Annotated in this window: 19 protein-coding genes; 3 read left to right on the top strand and 16 right to left on the bottom strand. The window is 63.3% G+C overall.

The window, feature by feature from the left end; translation table 11 throughout:
- Positions 1-92: 92 nt before the first annotated feature.
- Positions 93-1,358, top strand: a complete 1,266-nt coding sequence (locus FRC96_RS07920; protein WP_146973966.1) for a type II restriction endonuclease — start codon at positions 93-95, stop codon at positions 1,356-1,358.
- Between the two features lie 11 nt (positions 1,359-1,369).
- On the opposite strand, the gene dcm is transcribed toward FRC96_RS07920, so the two are convergent.
- On the bottom strand, positions 1,370-2,548 hold the full coding sequence (dcm, locus tag FRC96_RS07915) for a DNA (cytosine-5-)-methyltransferase (protein ID WP_146973965.1): 1,179 nt from the start codon (positions 2,546-2,548) through the stop codon (positions 1,370-1,372).
- Positions 2,549-2,858: 310 nt separating this feature from the next.
- Between dcm and FRC96_RS07910 the strand changes: the two genes are divergently transcribed.
- Entirely contained in the window at positions 2,859-3,530 is a 672-nt protein-coding gene (locus FRC96_RS07910; RefSeq protein WP_146973964.1) for a hypothetical protein, read from the top strand.
- A 96-nt stretch (positions 3,531-3,626) separates the two neighbouring features.
- On the opposite strand, the gene FRC96_RS07905 is transcribed toward FRC96_RS07910, so the two are convergent.
- The 15 genes from FRC96_RS07905 to FRC96_RS07830 all read right to left on the bottom strand — a co-directional run bounded on the left by FRC96_RS07905 (position 3,627) and on the right by FRC96_RS07830 (position 21,647).
- A complete protein-coding gene (locus FRC96_RS07905) occupies positions 3,627-5,252 on the bottom strand; it encodes a hypothetical protein (RefSeq protein ID WP_146973963.1) in 1,626 nt (541 codons plus the stop codon).
- Positions 5,253-5,491: 239 nt separating this feature from the next.
- Positions 5,492-5,713 (bottom strand): hypothetical protein, encoded by a 222-nt coding sequence (locus tag FRC96_RS07900; protein WP_146973962.1) that lies wholly within the window; start codon positions 5,711-5,713, stop codon positions 5,492-5,494.
- Positions 5,680-6,504, bottom strand: a complete 825-nt coding sequence (locus FRC96_RS07895; RefSeq protein WP_146973961.1) for a DUF7151 family protein — start codon at positions 6,502-6,504, stop codon at positions 5,680-5,682. Before FRC96_RS07895 ends, FRC96_RS07900 begins: the two co-directional genes overlap by 34 nt.
- A 240-nt stretch (positions 6,505-6,744) precedes the next feature.
- A complete protein-coding gene (aqpZ, locus tag FRC96_RS07890) occupies positions 6,745-7,506 on the bottom strand; it encodes an aquaporin Z (protein ID WP_146973960.1) in 762 nt (253 codons plus the stop codon).
- 135 nt (positions 7,507-7,641) lie between these two features.
- Positions 7,642-8,814, bottom strand: coding sequence for a hypothetical protein (locus tag FRC96_RS07885; protein ID WP_230469999.1), 1,173 nt, complete (start codon positions 8,812-8,814; stop codon positions 7,642-7,644).
- Positions 8,815-9,119: 305 nt separating this feature from the next.
- A complete protein-coding gene (locus tag FRC96_RS07875) occupies positions 9,120-9,650 on the bottom strand; it encodes a hypothetical protein (protein WP_146973958.1) in 531 nt (176 codons plus the stop codon).
- A gap of 144 nt (positions 9,651-9,794) precedes the next feature.
- Positions 9,795-10,070 carry a PG0541 family transporter-associated protein gene (locus tag FRC96_RS07870; RefSeq protein ID WP_230469998.1) on the bottom strand — a complete coding sequence of 92 codons (276 nt, stop codon included), beginning with the start codon at positions 10,068-10,070 and terminating at the stop codon, positions 9,795-9,797.
- An 8-nt stretch (positions 10,071-10,078) separates the two neighbouring features.
- Positions 10,079-13,165, bottom strand: coding sequence for an efflux RND transporter permease subunit (locus FRC96_RS07865; RefSeq protein ID WP_146973956.1), 3,087 nt, complete (start codon positions 13,163-13,165; stop codon positions 10,079-10,081).
- Positions 13,166-13,268: 103 nt separating this feature from the next.
- Complete coding sequence (locus tag FRC96_RS07860) at positions 13,269-14,468, bottom strand: efflux RND transporter periplasmic adaptor subunit (RefSeq protein ID WP_146973955.1); 1,200 nt, start codon at positions 14,466-14,468, stop codon at positions 13,269-13,271.
- Positions 14,461-15,912 (bottom strand): TolC family protein, encoded by a 1,452-nt coding sequence (locus FRC96_RS07855; RefSeq protein ID WP_146973954.1) that lies wholly within the window; start codon positions 15,910-15,912, stop codon positions 14,461-14,463. The genes FRC96_RS07860 and FRC96_RS07855 overlap by 8 nt, the downstream gene beginning before the upstream one ends.
- On the bottom strand, positions 15,905-16,384 hold the full coding sequence (locus tag FRC96_RS07850) for a GbsR/MarR family transcriptional regulator (protein WP_146973953.1): 480 nt from the start codon (positions 16,382-16,384) through the stop codon (positions 15,905-15,907). Before FRC96_RS07850 ends, FRC96_RS07855 begins: the two co-directional genes overlap by 8 nt.
- A gap of 269 nt (positions 16,385-16,653) precedes the next feature.
- A complete protein-coding gene (locus FRC96_RS07845; protein WP_230469997.1) occupies positions 16,654-17,667 on the bottom strand; it encodes an MYXO-CTERM sorting domain-containing protein in 1,014 nt (337 codons plus the stop codon).
- A gap of 68 nt (positions 17,668-17,735) precedes the next feature.
- Positions 17,736-18,863, bottom strand: coding sequence for an MYXO-CTERM sorting domain-containing protein (locus FRC96_RS07840; protein WP_146973951.1), 1,128 nt, complete (start codon positions 18,861-18,863; stop codon positions 17,736-17,738).
- Between the two features lie 176 nt (positions 18,864-19,039).
- Complete coding sequence (locus FRC96_RS07835; protein WP_146973950.1) at positions 19,040-20,242, bottom strand: DUF790 family protein; 1,203 nt, start codon at positions 20,240-20,242, stop codon at positions 19,040-19,042.
- A complete protein-coding gene (locus tag FRC96_RS07830) occupies positions 20,229-21,647 on the bottom strand; it encodes a DEAD/DEAH box helicase (RefSeq protein ID WP_146973949.1) in 1,419 nt (472 codons plus the stop codon). The genes FRC96_RS07835 and FRC96_RS07830 overlap by 14 nt, the downstream gene beginning before the upstream one ends.
- A 112-nt stretch (positions 21,648-21,759) precedes the next feature.
- Between FRC96_RS07830 and FRC96_RS07825 the strand changes: the two genes are divergently transcribed.
- Positions 21,760-23,841: serine/threonine protein kinase (locus FRC96_RS07825; RefSeq protein ID WP_146973948.1), on the top strand; the 2,082-nt coding region annotated here is incomplete at its 3' end.

The following is a 23,841-nucleotide window of genomic DNA, read 5'->3' as shown; positions in this document are numbered from 1 at the left end:
GCCCGGCTGTGCCAACCTTGATCGGCTCAACACTTGAAGTCTTTATCCCCCCCCCGCCTGATTAGCTCCTGCTATAAATATAGAGTTAAGCTATGAAAAACTCCAACACGAGACGTGACCTCACTAACACGTTCTTTCAGAGCCTCGCATGGAAGTTCCTCGCTAATGTCGACCTTCCAGGCCGCAAAAGCAATCAACATGAAATCACGTCTATTTCGCCCCTGCGAACCTTACTCGGCACGAGCGAACGCGCAGATGTCAATGTTCGCTGGCGATTATTCAATAGTAATGGCGACCTTACCGAAACCGTACACAACCGCTGCAAATGGTACGATTCCCGCGAGCGTGATCCAAACCGAGCGCCTGAATGGCGGCTGTACTATCCGGCCCATTTCAGATCTCTCCATGCAGTAAACCCTCGCGATCTCGCGATTTTTAGCCGGCCAGTTTCTGAGCGACAGAGTGGCACATCCGACCTCACCATTTATGTAATCCCGCAAGAATCCGATCTTTTCGACGATGTCCTGTGGGCATTGAATGCGTCGACTCGCTCACGTGGCGTAAAACAAATTTCGAAAGGAGCTGCGAGCACTATTCAACGCTCTATTCTTCGCCGCCATATATTAGAGACTCTTGAGCCCGACCTCAGCTTCATCGAGCCCGAAGAGTCGTTCAAACTCTTAGTACGTAAGGCATTTCCATCATTCTTTGCCGATCCGACATCGGACAATTTTCCTTCGACTACAGATCTTGCCGAGTTTGCTCAAACCCATAACAAGATTTGCCCGGTCGATTCTCCTGAACAGGCATTGCTCAACCTATTAGACATCGAAACGCGCGCTTACTATCAGATTGAGTACGCAGTCGTGTCCACACATGTCAGCGATGGTTTCGACACCGTTGAAGATTTCATCAACGTCTCATTGTCGGTTCAAAATCGAAGAAAGTCTCGCCGAGGCAGATCCCTGGAACTTCAGCTGGAGTATGTTTTCAACCAGAACAATCTTACTTTTGATACCCAGGCAAAGACAGAGCGGTCCACAACCGACTTTATGTTCCCCGGCGTGAATGTTTACAACGCGCTCAAAGAAGGCGAGGATGAAGATGTGATTATGCTTGCCGCAAAATCTACTTGTAAAGAGCGATGGCGGCAGGTCTTGAACGAAGCCCAAAAACTTTCCAAACGTTATTTATGCACCCTGGATACAAGAATCTCCTCATCGCAAACTGAAGAGATGGGAGATGCCAACGTAACGCTTGTCGTGCCCGAGGAGATTCGCTCCAGCTATGATAGCCCGGGAACAGAAATTCTGACGCTGGATGAATTCATTACGCTGGTCAAGCAATTAACAACCTGACTCTGTATGCATTACCCTGACACAGCATTTACATCGTCGACATTTATCCCTTCAATCACTTGTTGTAACGGCCGTTCTTCGAAAGGCAAAAGATTGAAGAGCTTAGGCGCTGAGAGATACCGAACCTGAACGCGTGCGATGGCCTCAACTACCGGCACACATACACTGTTTCCGAACTGCCGATAGGCCTGAGTATCACTCACGGGTTGAGAGCCGTCCCGGATATACATTTGCTCGAAGTCGTCCGGGAATCCTTGAAGTCTCGAGCATTCTCGTGGAGTTAAGCGTCGAGGGCGAGGGCTTCCGGCCTGTGCAACGAGCGCTTCCGACCCATCTTTATGATATCGAGCACTGATCGTACGAGTATACGCTTCCTCGCCGGTCAAAAGACCGTAGCCAAAGCCATTGCCCCGTGCTTCATGTTTAGCTTTATAATTTTGAAGATAGGCCCACAGTTTTTCTGAAAGCGTATATTTGTCTGGAACCTCCGATTCAGGCTCAAGAATCGCGCGAACCTGAGGCCACTGCGCGATATCATTTTTATAATATCTCGCGCGTTCCCGCTCTCGCGTGCGTCGTAGCTCTTCGTCGACTTCATCCCAGAATGCCGCCCAGTCGAACTTGCGGTTTCGAAGTCCGAGCTTCTCGCGATCAAACCCCACAATAAAGACGCGCTCTCGATGTTGAGGAACGACCTGGGCTGCGTCGATGATTCGATCGGTGAATGCGTAACCGGCGGCGTCGAGCGTATCGGCGATGACCTGCCAGGTTCGACCTTTGTCGTGACCTCGCAGGTTTTTGACGTTTTCGAGAAGGAAGCCAGCCGGGCGCTTTGCGTGCAGAATCGATTTAATATTGAAAAAGAGTGTACCGGAGGTTGGGTCACGAAATCCGTGTTCACGGCCCAACGAGTTCTTTTTCGACACACCGGCGAGGGAGAATGGCTGGCATGGGAACCCGCCGAGGAGCATATCGTGGTCGGGAATATCATCCGGAGCGATCGCGGTGATGTCTTCGTTGAAGAAATGGTCTTCGTCGTTGAAGTAGGCCTGATAGGTTTGACGCGCAAACTTATCGATCTCGGAGGTCATGACGCATCTCCCCCCCTGGCGTTCAAACGCGATCCGGATTCCGCCAATACCGGCGAAAAGATCGATAAAACGAAAGCTTTTGTCTTTGAACGCATTCATAGGGCTCTCCTGTCCGGACAGCAATGGGTGGGCGACAGCTCACAAAATTGGGCGAATATCGTTGACGGTCAGAAAAGCAGCACCGTCCTCGACAGTTGAACGAGAAAGTTAGGCTCGCCTTCCAGACGGGCGAGGAAATTTACTACACGCCCGTTCCGTATATCTTTCAGATACAGGTTGCCGGCATCGTCGTTTTCGGCCGGACAACCTGCGCATTCGTATAGCTCGACGGGGAGCATTCGTACAGTGCCTGTCGCCGACGGGCTCGCGTTAGTAGCCGTTGTGACCTTCTCAAACAAGGCAAGAAGTTTTGGCCGAAATCGTTGTGGATACACGGGTTTGGAAGTTCGTTCAGACGAAGATTGTCGAATGGTGGTCCGAAGAAGATCACAACTTCCCCTGGCGTGCCCCAGACGAAGAGTGGCGCCTGCTCGTCACCGAGGTCTTGCTACAGCGAACTCGGGCCGAAACCGTGGCCGACCTGCGAAAAGACTTTTTTTCGCGCTTTAAATCACCGGCTAGTCTCGGAGATGCCTCCGAAACGGAGATCGCCGAGGCGATCTACTCGCTCGGCCTCGCCTGGCGGGCACAATACCTGCGTGAGTTAGGCAAAACACTTGCCGAACGCGATGGCGTGGTTCCCGAAGCCACGGATGAGATTCGCGAGCTCCCCGGCGTTGGTCCCTATGTGGCGGGGGCATTTCAGGCGCTGCATCGCAATCGCCACGCGTCGTTCGTCGATGCCAACGTCGTGCGCCTGCTCTCGCGCTTCTTCGGATTTGAGCGCGATGGAGAGACAAGACGCAAGCGCTGGTTTCTTGAACTGGTCGAACACCTCTTCGACCATGACTACGAGCCCCGGACGTTCGGCTACGCCCTGCTCGACTTCACGCGGGAGGTGTGCGCCAGGAAGGCTCACTGCTCGGGGTGTCCGCTTCGAAAACAGTGTGTGTACGGGCGCGAAATCATCATTGAATCTTGAACAGTATCAGCCACTTACCCACATGGCCGCCCGACATGGCTCGCCCCCCTCTCCGAGCGCGTCCTGGTTCCTCATTACGCCGACGCCCCACCCAACTCACTCCCTGTAAAACACCCCTCGCAACGCCTCGGTCGAGGTGACACGCGAGCCGGAGCGGTACGCGGTGACGCGAAACTGGTAATACATCCCCGGCTGAAAAGGCCCGTCGTAGGCGACGCTGAGGTAGTCGCCCTCCTCGCCAGGGGCAATGTCGAGCGCTTCCCAGACGACCTTGCCGTAGTCATCGAAGACGACCAGGTCATAGTGGTCGACGTTTGGGGCCGGGCCCCAGAGCAGGTAAGGACGCGCGCTGAGGCCCTGGGGACCCTCGGCGCCGGGGCTGAGGATGGGGAGGGCCGCGGTCACGCGGATGACGGGGGTCACTTCGATGTGGCCCTCCCCTTCCGGGACTTGGATGCGCACGCGCTGGTCGCCAAAGATCGCGTCGTACGAGCCCACCACCAGGCCATCATTCTCATGGGTAACGAGCACGTCGTAGACCCCGGGCGGAACCCCCTGGACTCGCCATGTCCAGGTGGTGTCGCCCTGGCGAGTGGACGACGCGCGCAATGCAGGTGGCATCTCGCCGCGCATCAGCGCCGCGTCGAAGGTGGAGGCGACGACCAGGCTCACCGAGATCTCCGAGTGCTCTAGAGCGTCGACCAGTCGGACCTGCCCTTCGACGCTATGGCGCGTCCTGTAAGACCTTTCGAACGCGACGCCCTCCAGCGGCACCGCTCCCATGTCGATCTCAGCCGGCTTCAGTTTTGTGTGTGCCGAGTAGTCCTGCAGCTGATAGCGGCCCGGTGGCACATTGAAGATCGTAAACGCCCCGTAGCGGTCCGAGACGCCCCGAAAGGCACCGGATGGGTGGCTGTACGCAACCATCCTTCCCCCGTGATTGTGATGAAAGGGCTCAATCTTACCGCGTATCGACGCAAAGCCCCGCTCTTCCAGCGGCAGTGCGAGCATGGCCACGTCGGTCTGCGCCGTATCGACAAGCAGCTCGCCAGTGCTCGTGTCAATGCGTGCCGTGGCCAGATCGAGCGGCGCAATGGTGCGCAACCCGCCAGGGATGGCGTGGTAATCCGGGGCGCTGACGTGCAGCGACACGACCCTGTGCACGGGCATCCCCTGCGCATCTCGACGCGCAGCAATAGGCACCCGGTACAGACCTGACGCGTCGCTGAACACAGCTTCGTTGAGCGCGACCCCCTCCTCATCAAATGCGATGACCTGCGCGCCCTCGACCGCAGCGAGCGTCTGGGTATCGAAGACCTGCCCCTGGATGTAGAGCACCTTGTTGCAGTAGCGCCCCACCACGTCGGCCGATTCGCAGGCCAGACCCGGCCCGCAAGAACCACCGCGGATATCGCATCGCTCAAACTCATCGAGCAGGCAATACCCAGAGCCCCGGGCCTCCGGGCCTACACAGGACGCTCCCGGACCGCAGAGTGACGGACTATCGCTAACGTCGCAGACACCGCCGAGAGGACGCAGGCAACGCGGCGTGCCCGTCGCGTCGAGGCGACATTCCATCTCACCATGTGCATACATGCAGCCGTCATCGTCCGCCGGATCACAGACCTCGCCAGGGGCCACATAGGGAGTCGTTCGCTCGCAGGCCGAGGCCGAGAGCACGCTCAGAAACACGAAAAGAACCATCCATTGGACACGCTGCATACAAACTCCCTGGCGCACCGTGCGACACGCTGCGCACGATTCATCAGCTCACACCCTTTATTGGACGGCGCACGGTAGGCGAAACGTCGCTCGCCAGTCACTCAATCGCATCTGGAGCCTTAAACTCGCCAGATGAGCAGTAGTCGAGCGATGAGTCGGCAAAAAAGCCCACGCAGCCCCCGCAACCTGCGGGGCCGCGTGGGCCTGATAGGTCGACGTCGGGAGGGTCCTCGACACGTTCAGCCTGAGAAGACAAAGCGGCCGCCGGTCTCCCAGCGGAACCCGCCGCCTCCGCTGCACACCTCATCCAGGGGGCCAATGTGGACGAAGTGCTCGCCATCGAGCAGGAAGGGATCAAAGTCCACGCTGCCCTCCAGGGTCAGGGTCTGACCAACCGTACCTCCCTCGAAGCTGAAGGTGTGGATTTCTACGCCGTCGATGGTGATCTGGAAGTCGCGCACCGCGTCAAACCCGCCTTCCGGGGGACTCCGGCGCATTCTTCCATATTGGTGTCGTCAAAGACCTCCAGCCGATAGCTCAGGGAGCTCACGTAATGAGGTGTTGGCACGGTGAAGTAGTGACGGAGAAAGTGACTCAGCGAGAAAAACATGCGGCCTTGCCCGGCCGAGATAGGTACCCCCCAACCGGCGGAGCCATAGGTCAGGGTATCTTCTGAGGGAAAAGCCAGGTCGGTGAAGAGGGTCTCGCAGACGTAGATGGTCTCCTGAATCTCGTCCTCACCGAGCTCGCCATCGGCGTTTGTGTCGAGCCCCACCGAGACGGCGCTTCCGCGATAGCCACAGTTCTCGCCAGCGGGCTCATCGGCGGTGCGAATCAGGGAGTTGAGCCCCTCGGTGCCGGCGCATACCAGCGACTCGCCAGTGACCTCGTCCGGATCAAGCTCCGCGTTGGCGTTGGCATCCAGACCGGTCAAGACCCGCACGCCTCCGACGACGCAGTCCTCGCCGGGCGCGACGTCTTCGGTGCGAACCAGGGCGATCGGTCCGCCGGGGCCCTGCTCCCCACTCCCACCGGCGCAGACAAAGGACTCGCCAGACACCTCGTCGGCGCCTAGCTCGCCGTCGGCGTCGGCGTCCAGGCCGCTCAAGACCCGGACGCCGCCTTCGGCGCATTCGGCGCCCGGCTCCACCGCTTCGGTGCGGATCAGGGAGTTGAGGCCGGCGTCCCCCTCGGGCCCCTGCACGCCGCTGCTATCGGCTCCACAGGCGCTAAGGAGAAGGGCGAGACACACACAATGCATCGCAGGTCGCAGATCAGACACAGTTCACACTCCATACAACAGAAGTAGGCCGCGGGCTCGATCAAGAAGCGATGTGCTCGCAGCCTCAAGACAACGAAAACAGCCAGGGACAATGGTGCAAAGGTTATCTTTTGTACGGACGTCTCCCCCCGGCGGTCAACGTCTCTTTGTCTCCCGTCAGAACGATGCGCCACGAAAAGCCCCGGTCTCCGGGGGCGTCCGCACCTCCTATCACACCGGTCTTGCCGCCACGTCCGGTGGGATCTCAACCGCGCGCTCGTCCTCTGCCGTCTCGGTGCTGCGCTCGCCAAGGGCGCGGTAGAGCAGCGCGCCGCCCATGCCGCCGGCGATCGGGGCCAGCCAGAAGAGCCAGAGCTGCGTCAGCGCCCAGTCGCCCACGAAAAGCGCCACGCCGGTGCTGCGGGCGGGATTCACCGAGGTGTTGGTCACCGGGATGCTGATCAGGTGCACCAGGGTGAGCGCAAGGCCAATCGCCACCGGGGCCACCGCGGCGGGCACGCGCTTATGCGTGGCTCCCATGATTGCGAAGACAAAAAGCGCCGTCATGAACACTTCGATGGTCAACGCCGAGAGCAGGGAGTAGCCCCCTGGCGAGTGTTCGGCGTAGCCGTTGGCGGCAAAGCCGTCGGCGAGTGTGAAGCCGGGGGTGCCGCCGGCGATCAGGTAGAGCACGGCTGCGGCGAGGATGCCGCCGAGCACCTGCACCACGATGTAGGGGATCACGTCGCGGCCCGGAAAGCGTCCGCCGATCCACAGCCCCACCGAGACGGCCGGGTTGATGTGGCATCCCGAGATATCCCCGATGGCGTACGCCATGACCAGCAGCACCAGGCCAAAGGCCAGGGCCACGCCCACGATGCCGACGCCCACCTCGGGAAAGGTTCCGGCGAGCACGGCGGTGCCGCATCCGGCCAGCACCAGAAAGAAGGTCCCTACGAACTCCGCGAGCAGCGGTCTGGCTTGTGCGCGCATCGAGTCTCCTGTGGCCGCGTTTCAACACGGCGGCTTCGCGTCCGCACCCCTTGCACAGACCGCGAGCGCCCTGACTCCAAAGCCAGGAGCACCTCGCCGAAGACCAAAACACCCGCCTTGAGCGGCGGAGCGCCCTCAGGAGCGATGTTGAAAGCGCCCCCGCACCCAGAACGCCCGGTGGCTGTCGATCCCCAGGGTCACCGCGCCGCGGCGCACCTCACCGCTGGCGCGTCGGGCCAGCTCGAAGCGCCAGCCGGCCGCGGGCACCGCAAAGACATAGTCGATGGAAGCGCCCCCGATGATGCGCGCCCGGGGGTGCAGAGACGTCGGGTCCCATGCGGGGTTGCAACCGTTGGCGTTTCGCGGGCGGTTGAGATCGCCGGTGACGATGACGTTGCGACCACGCTGGTGTTCGCGTTCGACCTCGTCTTTTAAGACGTTCCAGGCCTGACGCCAGTAGCGTTTGCGGCGCTCCACGTTGGACTTGCAACTCCACGCGCCGGCGATCAGGTGGGTATTGATCACCGAGAGGTTGCGCTCGGGGAGGAACACCACGGTATGAAAACGGGTGGAGCTCACCCCTGCCCACCCGGCCGAGGCGTAGGCGGTGCGCACCCTCAACGTATTGGCGCCGCGCACGGTGACGGGCACATTCACGCGCTCACGGCCGCCGTTAGGGCGAGTGCCCATCGGCCGGCGCGTCTGCCAGCCCCACTCGGAGCGGAAGCGCGCACGCACCGCCTCGATCTCGCAGCTTGCGCCGCAGGGGTCGGCCGCCCCGATCTCCTGCCACCCGAAGATGTTCGGGCCGTTCTTGGGGCCGATGACGTCGCCGACCCGGTCGATCACCGTCTCCATCGCGGCGCGGTTGGGGTAGTTACGGCCGATGTTCACCGTGGTGAAGGTCATCACCGCCTCAAAGGCCGGATCGACGGTGGGTTCGGGCTCGGGTTCCGGATCGGGATCGGGATCGGGATCCGGTTCAGGTTCCGGATCGGGTTCAGGATCGGGATCCGGTTCAGGTTCCGGATCGGGATCGGGCTCGGACGCATCAAAAAAATCGATCGCGTCTTCGTCGCCCCACCCTCCGTCGTTGAACGCGACATCCGGCACACCGACATCCTCGCCACCATCGTCCTCGCCACCATCCTCATCGAGCGACCAGTCGCCCGCATCGTCGGAGCCTTCGCTCACCGAACGAATCGAGGGCGGCATGCACGCCATCGTAAGGGCCAGCGACACGAGCACCGCGCCGCGCATCAGCGCGCACGGTAGCGACCGAACCGAAGGCGTTGCTCGTGTGTTCATCCGCACTCCTGGCGTGATGAGGCTCGGGAATAGCTCGCGACCCGGACCATGTAGGTGTAAGTGGCACACCTTCACCGTAGCGGCTGGAACGTGCGGGCACAAACACACCGCGAGGGTCCCCCGGAGTTTGAGGCTCTGATGAGAGGGTGATGGGATGGCATCGGGTCGTCTCAACAGCCCGTCGCGGCGAGTTTGCGGGGGCGGCTGGTATCACTCGGCCGGATCTCCGGCACAAAAAAGGCCCCCGACTCCGGGGGCTTTTTTCATTTAAAATCAAACACTTGCATACCGTGCACGCGTTCCCATCACTGCGCCCGATACACCAGCCTGTAGGTCACCGGCAGGGGTAGGTGCTCGTTCTCCACGCGCACGCGAATCTCCATGCGCCCGTCGTCCAGCATGCGGTAGTCGGTGCGGAAGGGGCCGCCCTCGGTGAACATCGTCACACGCACCACCTCGCCGCGCCGCCCGGCGGTGAAATGCACCGTCTTTCCATCCTCACCCTCCCGCGAGATGCGCTCGCCAGAGAGGGGAATGGCCACCGGGGTGCGATCTTCGCCCTGTACGGTAAAGGTCTCGTCGCTCTGCTCGATACTCATGCGCGTATCGGGGCCGTCGCTTTTCTTGAGGTAGCGCCGCGCCAGCGCGCGTTTGATGGCGTTCATCTCTTCGAGCGCCGGCTCAAACGCCGCCAGAAAATCATCGCTCGCCGCCTCATCCAGCACATAGCTGCCGCTGAAGTCAGGCGTCTGCGCCGACGCCGTGGACGCGAAGCTCGTCGCCAGGAGCGCGAGCGCGAAAAACGACATCACCAACAGCCTGCGCAACGTATGCATAAAAAGATCCCGGGAGAAGGTCGTTGCCATCATCATACGCGAGGTGGCACCCAATGCGATCATCGATGCCATTAAATTAGCGCACCCCGACGCACGATGACAGCCCGGACCTCCCCCGGGTGAGCGATACCGGGCACGCTCCCTTTAAATCGCCCGCTCCACCGGGCTCACAAACGCGCGCAGTCCGCGCCCCTGGGCATCGAGCTCCGAGAGCGCGTCGAAAAACGCGTCGAGCTGCTCGTCTTCGACCACCACGTACATCGCCCCGTTGAGCGAGGGCCAGATATGGTTTCCCATATGCGGCTCGCCCGTGGTGGTGCCGCGGCCCTGCACGCCGTTCCAGCGCGTAAAACCGCGCAGCTCAAGCTCATCGAGCAGATGAATCAGCCGCTCGGAGAGCACCTCGTTGTAGGTAATCATCACCGCTTTCACGTCATACCTCCGGTCTCGGTCTTGGCGTTGCGCTCAAACATCCCGTAGAGCACCGGCACGATGATCAGCGTGACCACCGTCGAGAAACTCAGGCCCCCGATCACCGAGATGGCCATCGGCTTCCAGAGCTCGGCCCCCTCGCCAATCTCCAGCGCCAGCGGAATCATCGCCAGGATGGTCGTCAGGGTCGTCATCAACACCGGGCGCAGACGCGAGACGCTGCCGTCGACGATCGCCTCAAAGATGGGCTGGCCGCGCCCCTGCAAGAGCTTGATGTAATCGATGAGCACGATGGCGTTTTTCACCACGATGCCCACCAGAATGATCGCCCCGATAAGCCCGATGACGCTCAGCGGCGTGTTGGTGATCAAGAGCGCCAGAATCACCCCGGTAAACGCAAAGGGGATCGAGAACATGATGACAAAGGGCTCTTTGAGCGACTCAAACTGCCCGGCCATCACCAGGTAGACGAGGATCAGGCTCAGGGCGAGGATGAGGAAAAGATCCTGGAAGGACTCTTGCTGCTCCTGGAAGTCGCCGCCGTAGGTGATGGCGATCTGGGGAGGGAGGTTCTGCGCATCCACCCACTCGCGCACGTCCTCCATGACCAGGTTCAGGGGGCGCCCCTCAATGCCGGCCGAGACGGTGAGCATGCGCTCCCGGTCGATGCGCTCGATGTTGGGCGGCACCATGAACTCTTTGATCTCGCCAAGGTCTTCGAGGCGCACCCGCGCGCCGGACGGCGTGTTGACCGTCATCTCCCGGACCTGCTCCAGCGAGCTGCGCTCGCCTTCGGCATAGCGCAGCACGACGTCGTACTCATCGCCGTCGCGTCGGAAGATCGTGGCGGTCTGCCCGGCGATGTTGCCGCGCACCACCTGGGCCACCTGCGCCGAGGTCAGACCGAAGTCGCTGAGGCGCTCGCGATCAAAGATGATCTCAAACTCCGGGCGGCTCTCGCCACGGCTTAAGTTGACATCGCGCGTGCCCTCGATGCCCTCCATATGCTCGGCCAGATCTCGGGCCAGGGCGGTGGTCTGCTCCAGGTTAAAGCCGCGGATCTCCACGGCCACCGGTTGTGCGCTGCCGGCCCCACCGCTGTTACCGGCGGTCACCGTGGAGGTCACGATCTCGGGGGTCCCCGCCATGATGCCGCGGACCTGATCGGCGACCTCAAAGACCGAGCGCTCGCGATCATCCTGGTCGATGAGCTCCATGCGCAGCTGAAACTCGTTCTTGCCCCCGCCCACCCCGCCAAACATCGAGCCGCTGGTGCCGCTGGTGCTGTTGAGGCGCTTGAGCTCGGGCACCTCCTCGGTGATCTGAGCCTCCAGCCGGGTCACCACCTCCGAGGTGTACTCGAGACTTCGGCTGGTCTCGAGCTCCCCGCTGACCGTGACGAAGCCGTCATCGCTGATGGGCATAAACTCGGTGCCCACCCGTGGCACAAGCGCCACGCTCAGGCCAAAGACCGCGAGCGCTGCCAGCATGGTCGTTTTGCGAAAACGCACCGCCACGCCCAGGGCGCCGCGGTAGACCGCCTCAATGCCCCGAAGTCCTTTATCAATGCCGCGGGCCAGCGCTTTGAGCGGCCCGCGCCCTTTCTCATCGACGGGCTTCATCATCAGCGAGCCCATCATCGGCGTGAGCGTGAGCGCGGCCACCGTCGAGGTCACGACCGTAACCACGACAATGGCTCCGAGCTGGCCGAACCACACGCCGGTCTGACCTTCGAGAAAGGTCAGCGGCAAAAAGACCGCCACCACGGTGAGCGTGGTGGCCACAACCGCCACACCCACCTCCCCGGTGCCGTGGATCGCGGCCTCCCTGGGCGTCGATCCCCGCTCGATATGCTGCATGATGTTCTCGAGCACGACGATCGCGTCATCGACCACCATCCCCAGCGCGATCGAGAGCGAGCTCAGCGAGATCATGTTCAGCGTGGAGCCCACAAGGGTCAGGTAGATAAAGCCCACAATCAGCGAGACCGGAATCGTCGCGGCGATCACGATCGTGGCCCGCCACTGGCGCAAAAAGATCAGCACCACCAGCACCACGAAGACCACCGCGTAAAAGAGCACCGAGCTCAAGTTGTTGATGGCATCCACGATGAAGTCGGAGGTGTCGATGATCAGCGTCATCTCCACATCGTCCGGCAACGACTCGGCGATGGCCGGCATCTGCGCCATGACCCGCTCGCTGACCTCGACGGTGTTCGCCTCGGTCTGCTTCTGCACCGCAAAGGTCAGCCCCTGGCGGCCGTTGACGCGCGAGATCGCGTCTTCGTCGGCGAAGCCCTCGCGGATGCTCGCGACCTGATCCAGGGTGACCTGGCGGCCCTGGTAGTTGGCCACGATCACCCCGCCGATATCGTCGACAGAGCGAAACTCGGTGTTCACGCGCAGGTTGTAGCTCTCTGTCCCCAGGTCGACGCGCCCGGCCGGCGACGAGATGTTCTCGGCCTGCAAGGCCTGGGCGATCTGCGGCACATCGAGGTTGTAGGCACGCAACCGCTCCGGATCGAGCACCACCTGCACCTCGCGGCTGGGCGCCCCGGTCACCGAGACATCGCCCACCCCGCTGATGCGGTTGAGGGGGTTGACGATGTAGTCGTCAATGATCTGCTCAAGCTCCGGGTAACTCTCATCGGCGGTGACCGAGTAGATGACCACGGGAATCGCGCTGGCGTCGAACTTCTGGAGGATGGGGTCGTTGACGTCGTCGGGCAGCAAAAACTCGGCCTGCCCCAGGCGGTCACGCACGTTGTTGGTGGCCTCGTCCATGTTGGCGCCACCGTTAAACTCCAGGGTCACCACCGAGACGTTATCCATCGAGGTGGAGGTGATCTCCAGCAGCTCCGGGGTGGTGCCCAGCACGCTCTCCAGGTGCTCGGTGACGTTGCGCTCAACCTCCAGCGCGCCGGCCCCCTCGTAGCTTGTGATCACCGAGATGATGGGCGAATCGACCTCGGGGAAGAGGTCCACCGGGAGGCGAATGTAGGAGTAGATGCCAAAGACCATGATGGCGATAAAGACCATCGAGGTGGCAATCGGCCGGGAGACGGCCAGGCGAAAGATGTTCATAATGCGTCCTCAATGCAGCAAAACAGGCAGCGTCGCCGCAACGTGATGGGGGGCTACCCGGATTGGCGAGCGCGCGGTCATGACGACAACGCGCTCGTCATCATCAACCGGGTTGGTCGGTGCTCTCCGCCTCGTCTTCGGCCTTATCTTGGGCGCGCACATCGCGCTCATCGACCTCCGGGGTCACCTCATCGCCGCCCTCCGGCTGGGAATCGGGCGCGCCCACCACCTCGACCTCCGTGCCCTCATTGAGACGCGACATCCCCTCAATCACCACCTGCGCATCGGGCTCCAGACCGGAGCGCACCAGCTGGCGATCCTCAAAGCGCTCGCCAGCCTCGATAAAGGCGCGGTGGGCTTTGTCCTGCTGCACCACCCACACAAAAGGCTCGTCGCGCCCCGGCTGGGTCTGCACCGCGCTGCGCGCCACAAAGAGCCCCTCCACCTCGCCGAGCTCCAGGCTGGCGCGGGCCGACATCCCCGGGCTGAGTCTCCCGTCTTCATTGTCCAGGCGAATCTCCACCCGGAAGCTGCGGCTATCTGGCGAGATGGTGGGGTTGATACGCGTGACCTCCCCGGCGAAGTCCTCGCCGGGGTAGGTGTCGAGGTTTACGGTGGCCTTCATCCCCGTCTTGACCTGCGGGAAGTAGCGCTCGGCCACGTCGATGATCACTTTGAGAGGATCGATCTGCTGCACCGTCAGAAGCGCCGGGGCCTGCGTGCCGGCCACAAACTGCTCACCGGCCACAAAGTAGCGGTTGGTCACGATGCCCGAGATCGGGCTTGTGAGGACGGTGTTGCTCTGAAGAAGCTCGATGTTAGCGCTGATCGAGTCGTAGGCCGCCTGGGCCTGCTCGAGCTGCTGGCGGGCCACCGCACCGATATCCACCAGGCGTTTGGCCCGATCGAGCTCGGTCTGCGCGGTGCGCAGCTCCACCTGCGCCTGACGAAGGGTGGCGTCATCCATCCTGGCGAGCACCTGCCCGCGGCGCACCCGGTCGCCCTCCTGCACCAGCATACGATCGATGCGGGTGCCCTGCTGCCCGGTGATCTGCGCCACCTCCCAGGCCTCCAGCGTCCCGGAGTAGGTCGCGCGCCGGGGAAGCGTCAGCGCCTCCGGCGAGCTCACGCGCACTGGCGCGGCACGCTCCACGGTCTCTTCGACCTCCGCGCTGCTCTCCTCGGCCGGGGGTTTGCACGCCACGCTGCCGATCACCAGCACCAGCGCGCTCAGTAGCATCGCGCCTCGTCCTGCTCGACTTCGAAACGTCGTCGTCGGGTTCATCATCATCTCGTCAGTCATCGTTCTCGCTCCCCGCTCCGACCAGCTCTTCCAGGTCGAGCAACGCGTTGAGGTAATCGTTAAGCGTGGTCGTGTAATTGAGCCGCGCGTCGGTCAGCGCGCTCTCGGCGTCGTTGACCTCCATCAGGCCGTAGGCGCCCTCTTCGTAGCTTGTCTGCGCGATCGAGTAGCCGCGCTCGGCCTGCGCCACATTGCGCTCCTGGGCCTCAATGGTCTTCTCCAGGTCGGCCAGACGGGCCATAGCAATCTCGAACTCCGAGCGCAGCGACTGGCGCAAGAACTCCTCCTGCAACCCGAGCCGCATCTGATCGACCTCGGCCTGCTCCACCCGCTGGCGCAGCCCCGGACTGAAGATCGGCACTGAGAGGGTCAGCCCGGCGATCGCCGTCTCTCCCCACTCGTAATCCCAGAACCTCAGATCGTTGGCCTGGCCCTGGTAGGTGAAGCTGCCGAAGGCGGCCAGCGTCGGCCAGTAGGCGGCCTTCTCCAGCGCCACCTGCCGCTCCACCAGGCTGCGCTGGCCGGTGAGCTGAATGAGATCGGCGTTCTGCTCGAAGTTCGGCTCCAGCCCGGCCGCATCAGCCTCCGCGTAGAGCTCGCGCAGCGAGCCTGCCAGCCGAATCTCTTCATCGATCGGGATCGCCGTGAGCAGCTTGATGTAGTTGAGGGCGCCCTGATGGTTGCTCAGCGCGCGGCTGAGCTCCGGCTCCACGTTGCGCACCTGAACTTCGGTGCGGATCAGATCGTACTCCGGCGCCGCGCCCTGCTCGTAGAGCGCGCGCACGAGCTCCAGGTTCTTCTGCAGGGTCTGATAGCTCTGCTCCAACACCTCCAGCGACTCCAGGGTGATGAGCCCGTTGAGATACGCCCGCTGCACCTCCACACTCACCGTGGTCTGCGACGACTCCGCCACCAGCCGGCTCAGCTCCGCGCTGGCCTCGGCCAGATCGATGCTGCGGTTGAGCTGCGTCGACCAGATCGGCACCGAGACCTGGGCCGAGAAGTTGAAGTTATGTTTGCTGCCCGTGCGCAACACCCCACCCCCGAAGGGGCTGTCTTCGGGAAGCACGATGAAAGGCGTGCGAATGTTGTTGGAGTACTGCCCCTCGGCGCTGACCTGCGGAAGCCGTCCGTAGCGCGCTTCTTTCAGCGCCAGCTCGGCGCTCTGCACGTCGGCCTGCGCCAGCGCGATCTGGTTGCCGCGGGTGGTCGCCCGCTCCACCGCCTCGTCCAGCGTAAGCACGCGCGCCCCGGTGGTCTGCGCGCCCGTATCCTGCTGAGCCACGCTCGTCGACGACTCCGGCTGCACATCGTCGGGCGAATCGACCGGCTCTGCCCGGGGGGGCGTCTCGGGAAGTTCCTGAGCCCAGGCCGGCGCGCTCACCATCAGGAGTGCCACCGCCCCCCAAACGCCGCTATGACGCATGAATGCTCGCTTACGCATCGGCGCCCTCCTCGTGTTTCGCGTCCTGACGATCGCGCCAGCGAATCAGCATCGCGTCCATATCGTCGACCAAAAAGCGGTGCCACTCCTGCATCTTTGAGAGCCGTCGCTTCGCGACCGGGTTATCCTCGGGGAGCCCCGGGAGGGTGTCGTCGAGCACCTCCAGCACCGTGACCATCCGCCGGCGCGCCCTCGCCAGCGAGACCTCAAAGGCATCCGGCGCGAGGCGATAGTAGGTGTGGCGATCGCCGGGCACGGTCGTGCGCTCCAGGAGCCCCATCCCGTCGAGCAGGCGAGTGTTCGTGCTGATCGAGGCTTTGCTCACCTGAAGGATCTCGGCCATATCGTCGAGGGTCAGCGCGCGGTCTTCGATTAGCGCCAGCGCGAAGATGCGACCGGCGATACGCGGCGCGCCGTCCTCCTCAAAGATCAGGCCGAAGCGCTCGATAAACTCGATCTCTGCGTCATTCATAGGTTCGTCTCAGTGGGTGTTCTGCGTGCGACAGGCTGTTCATATGAAACATTCAGTATGAACTGAACAAACTAACGGCGCTAATTTGGAGACTATTTCATGATCCGTCAACCTTTGCGAACGCCCTCTCCCCGGGCAGGCCAAAAGACGTTCCCAATCAACAACTTAGACCCACCCGACCATCTGAATAAAAAAACGCGCGACCCTTTCGGGCCGCGCGTCTCGCTTGTACTTCGATCGATGTCGGTTCAGGCCGACCTGAGCGCCGCTCAGAACGCGCGGCGCCGGCGCCACAGCAATCCAAACATCGCCAGCGCCGTCGCCATCATGCCGCCCGGTGCTCCGCCGGTGCTGCTGCAACCACCCTCGTCATCCGATCCGCCAGAAGGTTCCTCCACATCCCAGCCGCCGGCGTCACTCCCCGCATCGGCGCCCGAGCCCACATCGCCTGCGCCGACGTCGTCGCTGCCAGCGTCACTGTCGTCCGGATCGCCCTCCACCGGCACCTCGATCTCACAGCCCTCGACCTCGTCCCAGTCGGTGGTACCAAATTGAAAGGGCATCTCCCCCTCGAAGTGGTTGCACTTATCGGGCACACAGAGCTCGGTCGACTCGCCAGCCCCACCATCGCCGCCGAGGGCCACCACGCGCACGCAGTCGATGTCCTGCATCACGAAGCCGTGAAACATCCCGGCCTTATCGCTCAGGTAACGCTGCTCCAGGATCGTGTCATCGCGCTCCAGCTCCACATAATAGCTGATCGCCCCGGGAACCTCCCCAAAACGGATCATCTGATACTCATCACCCCACTCGCAGCTGTTGCCGGTGCCCTCGGCGTAGGTCTCCTGATACCAGGTCAACTCGGGCGCGCTCTCAATCGGGGCCCAGGTGTGCTCGGCGTCCACCTCAAAGCTACGCTCGAAGTCCTCCTGAAACTCATCGTCATAGGTCACGCGGATGCTATAGCTGCCCTCGGCCAGCGGCGCCTCCGGCAGGAGCTCGCGAACAAAACCGAAGAACGCCGCCTGATTGACGCGCTCCACGCTGACGGGCACCTGCTCCCCGGCCGCGTTCACAAGCTCGACCAAAGGGTCGTCCTGCGCGCCGTTAAAGAAGATCAACAGCTGCGCATCGGGCGCCACCACCGCATCTTCGGCGGGCAACGCATCGACCACATACTCAAGCGCCGGATCACAGGCCTGCGCCTCCTGCACGGGCAGTACGCTCGCCATCATCACGCCCGCGCAGATCGCCAGGCCACTTCCCACACTCCACATCGTCATCGTCATACTCCCGGCCGCCTTAAAAGACGGCCATGTTTTTGGAACTTCACACCCGACCTTTGAGCGACTCAAAGGCGCCGACGCCACACGAGCATCCCCAGCGCACCGAGCACCAGGCTCAGCGCACCGCCCGCCGGACTTCCCGACGAGGAGCAGCCGCCCCCGCTGACCGCTCCCTGCGAGTTTCCATCGTCGTCCAGGGCGACGTCACCGCCGGAGCCTGTGCCCACATCGCCGGAGCCGGCATCGACGCTTTCTCCCGCATCATGCTGAGGCTCCTCGCCAACATCATCGCCGGGCTGAGGCCCCACATCATCACCAGCATCCTCGTCGGGCCACTCGCCAACATCAAAGCCGGCATCTGCGCCCACATCGCCCCCACCGGGCTCATCCCCCTCCCCGGGATCACCCGGGCAGCTATCCTCACTCACAAGGCTCCAGTCAGTGGTTCCCAGCGCGCCGGGGCTCTCGTCGAGCTCGTAATGACGGCACTTCTGCGGCAGGCAGCGCTCCGAGACCTCACTCTCCACGCCGTCGCCACGGATGGCGTAGGCCCGCACGCAGACCACATCGCCCAGGGTGATGCCGTGTTCGATGGCGGTGCGACCGCCCATCGGGCCGATCTCAAAGGCCGTATCAAACTCGGTCTCAAGCTCCAGGCGGTACGCCACTGCTCCCGCAGACGGCTGAAGCATGATGCGGTGATGCTCATCGCCAAACTCACAGCTGTTGCCCACGGCCTGGTCGTGAGTCTCCCGGTACCAGGTGATCGCCGGCGGGGCGGGCGGCGCGGGCCAGGCGGCGTCGGCGTCGACCTCGATGACGCGCTCAAAGTCGCTCTGGGGGAAACTCTCAAACTGAGCGCTCAGCGTGTAGGTGCCCTCGGCCAGCGGGGCGTCGGGGACCACGGCGTGAGCGACGCCGAACATGGAGGTCAGGTAGCTCGTGAGCGCCGTGGTCTCGACCACCTCGTCATCGGCGTCTCGGAGCTCGATGGTGGGGAGCTGCCCCGCCCCGCTGCCAAAGAGCCACATCTTGACCTCGGGAGCCACCACCTCGCCATCGGCCGGGTAAGCCCCGTTGATTTGACCGGGAGGCGGCATGCAGGCGTCGGCCACCGCCACCTGCCCCACCAATATCGCCCCGCCTGCCACAAGGCCCACCAGGGCCGCTTTTGTCGCACTCTCGATTCGCATACTCGTCACTCCACTGTCCCGGAAGTCATTTATTCATCGCGCTGCGCATGATGCCTGCTACCATGCCCTACGCTGGTGCTCGACGCCAACAGGCCCCGCACCTCCGCGCTCCGACTGCACCTCCTCGGGGTGTCCCCCGAAGCGTTGAGACCCGTATCGAGCCCCCTCCCCCGCGCTTACCCGAGCCCCAGCGCCTGCCGGGCCGCTTCAACGACCTTATCGCTCAAGATCACGCCCTTGAAAAACACCACCCCCGCCGCCCCGGCCTCCATCTTCTCGCGGTCGGCCTTGAGACGCTCGCTGACGACCAGGATCACCGGCCGCTCGCTCTTAAGCGCCGACAACCGCTCCAGTCGCCGGCGCAAATACCCCGCCCGCCAGGCCCCGACGATCTCCAGCAGCACCTCGCGCCCGCCCGGCTCTCGCACCACATAATCGGTAACGAGCACCTCATTATCCCCCAGATCCACAACCTCCCCCTGGCGCACAAGCTCCCAGCCCTCGGGCGACTGGTCGGGGAAGCGCTCCTCAAACCACTGCTCCTCCTCGGCCACCCACTGCCCCCGCACGCGCCGACCGCTTTTCAGCCCCTGGTCCGGCCCCAGCTCAAAGGTGCGCTCTTTGTTATCCCAATCGACCACCGCGTCGAGCTGCCAGCCCTTCAGGTGCAGCACCGTCGGCAGGAAACTCGCCATCGACAACCCGTAGCGCTTGCCCCCCTTGAGCACGCTGGCCGGCCCGTCGACTTCGATCACATAGCCCCCTTTGACCCGCTCGGTGCGATGCATCAAACGGTGAAACTTCAACATCTGAAAGAGATAGCGCAGCCGGTTGGAGTCCTGCCCCGTGAGCGAAATCTTCAGACTCAGCGCCCGGTAGAGCACCGCCTGCGCCAGCGCCAGGTTGTAGCGGTGCAGCAGCCCCTCGGCGTCAATCTTCTTAAAGGATGAGAGCACCTGACGCTCCTCAAGATCGGCGTAAAGCGCCACCTCCAGCGCCTGCGGGCTCAGCCCCATCGCCGCTCCCACCTCGTTGAGCACCTGCGCGCGCGCCTCGTCGCGATGCGGGTTGCCCGCTTTCGCCGCTGCCAGAAAGAGCGCCTCGCGCACATCTGCGGGCTCCGCCTCGGCCCGTACCTCGAACTCGCTGCGGTCGTAGAGAAGTTTCGCAAGCCCCCGCCAGATCAAGAAATCCGTGCCGTGGCCAATGGCCTCTTCCACCCGCTCATCGACCAGCGCGCGCGGTTTATCGAGGTGATCGTTGAAAATCCCCACCAGCGCCTGCGCCCGCTCCCGCGCTTCGGGAGAATCCACATCCAGATAACGCGGCACGATCGCCCCGCGCGTCTTTTTTACCCGCAGAAGATCACTGGTAAGCATCGTGCTCCCGACGTCGCTGGCTCACAAACCCCTCGACCGAATCCGCCGTCACCAACTCGTACAGCAGAGCGCGCTTGCCCTCCCCGCGTCGCAAAATTCGACCCAGGCGCTGCACATGCTCCCGCACACTCCCGGAGCCGGCCAGGATCATCGCCACCGAGGCCTCCGGGATGTCCACCCCCTCATTGAGCACCTTGCTGGTGACCAGCACCCGGTAGGTCCCCTCACGCACGCGCTTTAAGATCTCGCGGCGCTCCTTGATCTTCGTCTCGTGGGTGATGGCCGGGCATAAGAGCGCCTCACTGATGGCGTAGACCGACGCGTTGTCGTTGGTGAAGATCAGGACCCGCTCCTCGGGATGCTCATCGAGAAGTTCGTAAAGCAGCGCCAACTTCTCCTGATGCACAAGCGCCAGACGCTTCTGCAGACGGTGGGCCTTGAGCGCGCGCCGCCCCTCATCGGAGCGGCTCGTGGCCGCCAGGAAGTTGCGCCAGCCGTGGCGTCCGCCCAGGCGAATGCCCTGCGACTCCACAAAGCCGCGGTAGACCGCGCGAGCGTCGTCATACATCGCGCGATCCTCCTCATTCATCGCCACCTCCAGGGTGCGCACCTCGTAGTCGGCCAGCACCTCGCCAGCCAGCTCCTTGATGGAGCGACGGTAGACCTGGGGTCCGACCAGATCGTCGAGGTCGCGCTCTCTGCCGTCGCTGCGCTCCGGCGTGGCGGTAAGCCCCAGCCGAAAGGGCGCAATGCTCTGCAAGGCCGCCTGCCGATACACCTCCCCGGGCAGGTGATGCGCCTCATCAAAGATCAACAGCCCAAAACGATCGCCGAGCCGCGCCATATGAATCGCCGCGGAGTCGTAGGTCGAGACCGTGATGCGCTCCACCTGATGGTAGCCCCCGCCGAGCATGCCGATGGGCTGGCCAAAGGCCGCCTCGAGGTTACCCACCCACTGCGTCATCAGGTCGATGGTGGGCACCACTACCAGCGTGGTGCGCCCGGTGAGCTCAATGGCCATCGACGCCACATAGCTTTTTCCCGCGCCGGTCGGCAGCACCACCACCCCGCGTCGGCTGCCCTGCCCCCAGGCCTGCAGCGCCTCGGCCTGGTGGTCGTAGGGCTTAAAGCGCCGCCCGCCCATCTTCAGGTCGTGTTCGGCGTAGGCGCGGGCCTCATCGCGCAGGCTCAATCCGGAGCGCAGAAGTGCAGCGAGCACCTGCCGGTAGCGCCAGGCCGGCGCTCGCCAGGCGTCGACCCGCGCGTCATAGACCCAGCCCGGCCCGGCCGCGCCCTGCTCCCGCGATACCCCCCGCAGCACCAGCGTGCCCTCCTCAAAGGAGAGCGTCGCGCCGGCTGCGCCGTCGGCCTTGTCCCCGAACTGTGACTCTGCGTTACTCGACATCGCTTGAATTCTGCGGCCCGCTTAGATTGACCTGCTCCGGGGCCGTTGATAGCCTGATCCGGCTTAAGGATGATGCCAACCATAGGTCTATGCCCCAGGGGAGTCCACCTCCGTGGTCGTCTTCGATGCAACATACAGCTTAGAGCCAGGACACCTCTTCGAGGGCAAGTACCGCATCCTGCGCGAGCTCGGCCGCGGCGGCTTCGGCATGGTCTACCTGGCCTTTCAGGTGGCCATGGACCGTCACGTGGCGCTGAAGGTGCTCAAGCCCGGTGTGGGCTCGGAGGCGCCCAGCGCGCGCGAGCGCTTTCTGCGCGAAGTCAAAATCATCAGCAAACTTCGCCACCCCAACACGGTCACCATCCACGATTATGGCGAGACCTTTGAGGGCGTCGTCTACATGGTGCTGGAGTTTGTCGAGGGCGACACCCTCAAAGACATCCTCAAGGCCGAAGGCGCCCAGACGCCGATGCGCGCGCTCGCGCTCACCCGTCAGATCACCCGCTCGCTGGCCGAGGCGCACCGCCACGGCATCGTGCACCGCGATCTGAAGCCGGCCAACATCATGGTCACCGACCTCGACACCGAGCCCGACTTTGTCAAAGTGCTCGACTTCGGGGTCGCTCGCCTTCTCGGCAAACAAAACGACGATCTCACCTCCATCGGCGTCCCCGAGGGCGAACGCGCGCTCATCGGCACGCCGCGCTACATGAGCCCGGAGCAGGTCCGTGGCGAGTCGCTCACCGGCGCCAGCGACCTCTACGGGATGGGGCTCATTCTCTACGAGATGCTCGTCGGAGAGCCGGCGGTTCAGGGCGACACCACGATGGGGCTGATCAGCCAGCAGCTCACGCCCGAGCCGCTGCGCCTCCCCAGCCTGATGGCGCTGCACCCGCTGCTCCAGGATCTCATCCGCACCGCCACCCAGAAAAACATCGCCCGGCGCTTTCGCTCCGCCGAAGAGTTCTGCGAGTCCATCGACCACGCCATGATGTCCCTCTCTCAGGAGCAGGGTTACTCACCGGCGACCGGGGGCTACTTCGCGGTCAGCGGCAACTTCAACGCCGTGCCCCGCACCGACCCGAGCGGCGTGCACCCGCACACCCCACGCCACACCCACCAGCAGCACACGCCGCAGCCGCGCACGCAGCCGCGCACGCAGCAGCCCCGCCAGCCCGCCCCTGCCGCCGGTTTCGGCCCCGGCCTGGGAGCCGCGGCGGGCGCGTCGTCTGCCGCGGCTCAATCTGGCGCGGAGGCGGGATGGCTTCAGGGCAACCTCAACGAGCGCGACTTCGACACCGGCCCGGCCGAGAGCGGGTTCAACCCGGCGGAAGCAGCGCCCTTTGTCGGAAATCAGGTCGACTACGACCTCTCCGAAGAGAAGCTCCTGGGCATTCCCAGCTCCGAGCTTCCGCTGCCCCCGGACGCCTACGCCGACAACAACCCCTTTGCGCCGCTAAGCCCGCAGGCCCCGGCCGCACCACAGTCAGCGAGCGGCTCCGGGGCGCACACGACCGCCGCGCATGCCGCCGTCTCCGCAACGCCCAAGCCTCCCCCCGCAGCAAGCCCGGACGATAATTTGCTCTCCTTTGCCTTCACCGTCGTAAAGCTCATTTTCTTGAGCATCCTGGCCATCTTCTTCAGCTACATCACCTTCATCACCACCGGTGCCTTGCTGGGCGACTTCGCCCACGGCACCGTCAAGCTGGGGGTGGCCAGCACGCTCGCGCTCTCGATCCCGATCTTCACCGCCCTCGGTGAAAACAGCCAGAAAGAGCGCTTCCACGTCGTCAAGCGCCCCACTGACCGGCTGGCGCGCATCTTCATCGGGACGACCATCTTCGCGGCAGCAGCCTGCATCATCATGTCCTTCGCGATGGCCGGACGCGTCACCGACTTTTTGCGCAACGATCCTAACTGGTTCTTCCGCGAGAACGTCGACGTGAACTTCGAGCCCACCCCGATCACCGAGGCCAACCGCACCCTCTCGTTTACGATGGCCGACGGCATCGAGATCGCCATGACCAAGATCGGCCTCTACGACGGGCAACCCACCGCGGTGCAGGGCGGCGAGGGCGGCAACTTCGTAGCCCCTCCCCCGGCCCCGACACGTCCGCGCACCAACGCCCCGGCCGCCGAACCCGAAGGTGCCGCGCCCGCTCCTGCGCCGCAGCCGGAGCGCCGCACCGCCCCG

Source organism: Lujinxingia vulgaris (assembly GCF_007997005.1).
Classification (GTDB): Bacteria; Myxococcota_A; Bradymonadia; order Bradymonadales; family Bradymonadaceae; genus Lujinxingia.
This window is presented reverse-complemented; position numbering and strand designations above follow the sequence as displayed.

Coding starts and splice junctions, on each gene's coding strand:
- FRC96_RS07920 (WP_146973966.1), top strand. CDS start 93: ATGAAAAACTCCAACACGAGACGTGACCTCACTAACACGTTCTTTCAG.
- dcm (WP_146973965.1), bottom strand. CDS start 2,548: ATGAATGCGTTCAAAGACAAAAGCTTTCGTTTTATCGATCTTTTCGCC.
- FRC96_RS07905 (WP_146973963.1), bottom strand. CDS start 5,252: ATGCAGCGTGTCCAATGGATGGTTCTTTTCGTGTTTCTGAGCGTGCTC.
- aqpZ (WP_146973960.1), bottom strand. CDS start 7,506: ATGCGCGCACAAGCCAGACCGCTGCTCGCGGAGTTCGTAGGGACCTTC.
- FRC96_RS07885 (WP_230469999.1), bottom strand. CDS start 8,814: ATGAACACACGAGCAACGCCTTCGGTTCGGTCGCTACCGTGCGCGCTG.
- FRC96_RS07875 (WP_146973958.1), bottom strand. CDS start 9,650: ATGCATACGTTGCGCAGGCTGTTGGTGATGTCGTTTTTCGCGCTCGCG.
- FRC96_RS07870 (WP_230469998.1), bottom strand. CDS start 10,070: ATGATTACCTACAACGAGGTGCTCTCCGAGCGGCTGATTCATCTGCTC.
- FRC96_RS07865 (WP_146973956.1), bottom strand. CDS start 13,165: ATGAACATCTTTCGCCTGGCCGTCTCCCGGCCGATTGCCACCTCGATG.
- FRC96_RS07860 (WP_146973955.1), bottom strand. CDS start 14,468: ATGACTGACGAGATGATGATGAACCCGACGACGACGTTTCGAAGTCGA.
- FRC96_RS07855 (WP_146973954.1), bottom strand. CDS start 15,912: ATGCGTAAGCGAGCATTCATGCGTCATAGCGGCGTTTGGGGGGCGGTG.
- FRC96_RS07850 (WP_146973953.1), bottom strand. CDS start 16,384: ATGAATGACGCAGAGATCGAGTTTATCGAGCGCTTCGGCCTGATCTTT.
- FRC96_RS07845 (WP_230469997.1), bottom strand. CDS start 17,667: ATGACGATGTGGAGTGTGGGAAGTGGCCTGGCGATCTGCGCGGGCGTG.
- FRC96_RS07840 (WP_146973951.1), bottom strand. CDS start 18,863: ATGCGAATCGAGAGTGCGACAAAAGCGGCCCTGGTGGGCCTTGTGGCA.
- FRC96_RS07835 (WP_146973950.1), bottom strand. CDS start 20,242: ATGCTTACCAGTGATCTTCTGCGGGTAAAAAAGACGCGCGGGGCGATC.
- FRC96_RS07830 (WP_146973949.1), bottom strand. CDS start 21,647: ATGTCGAGTAACGCAGAGTCACAGTTCGGGGACAAGGCCGACGGCGCA.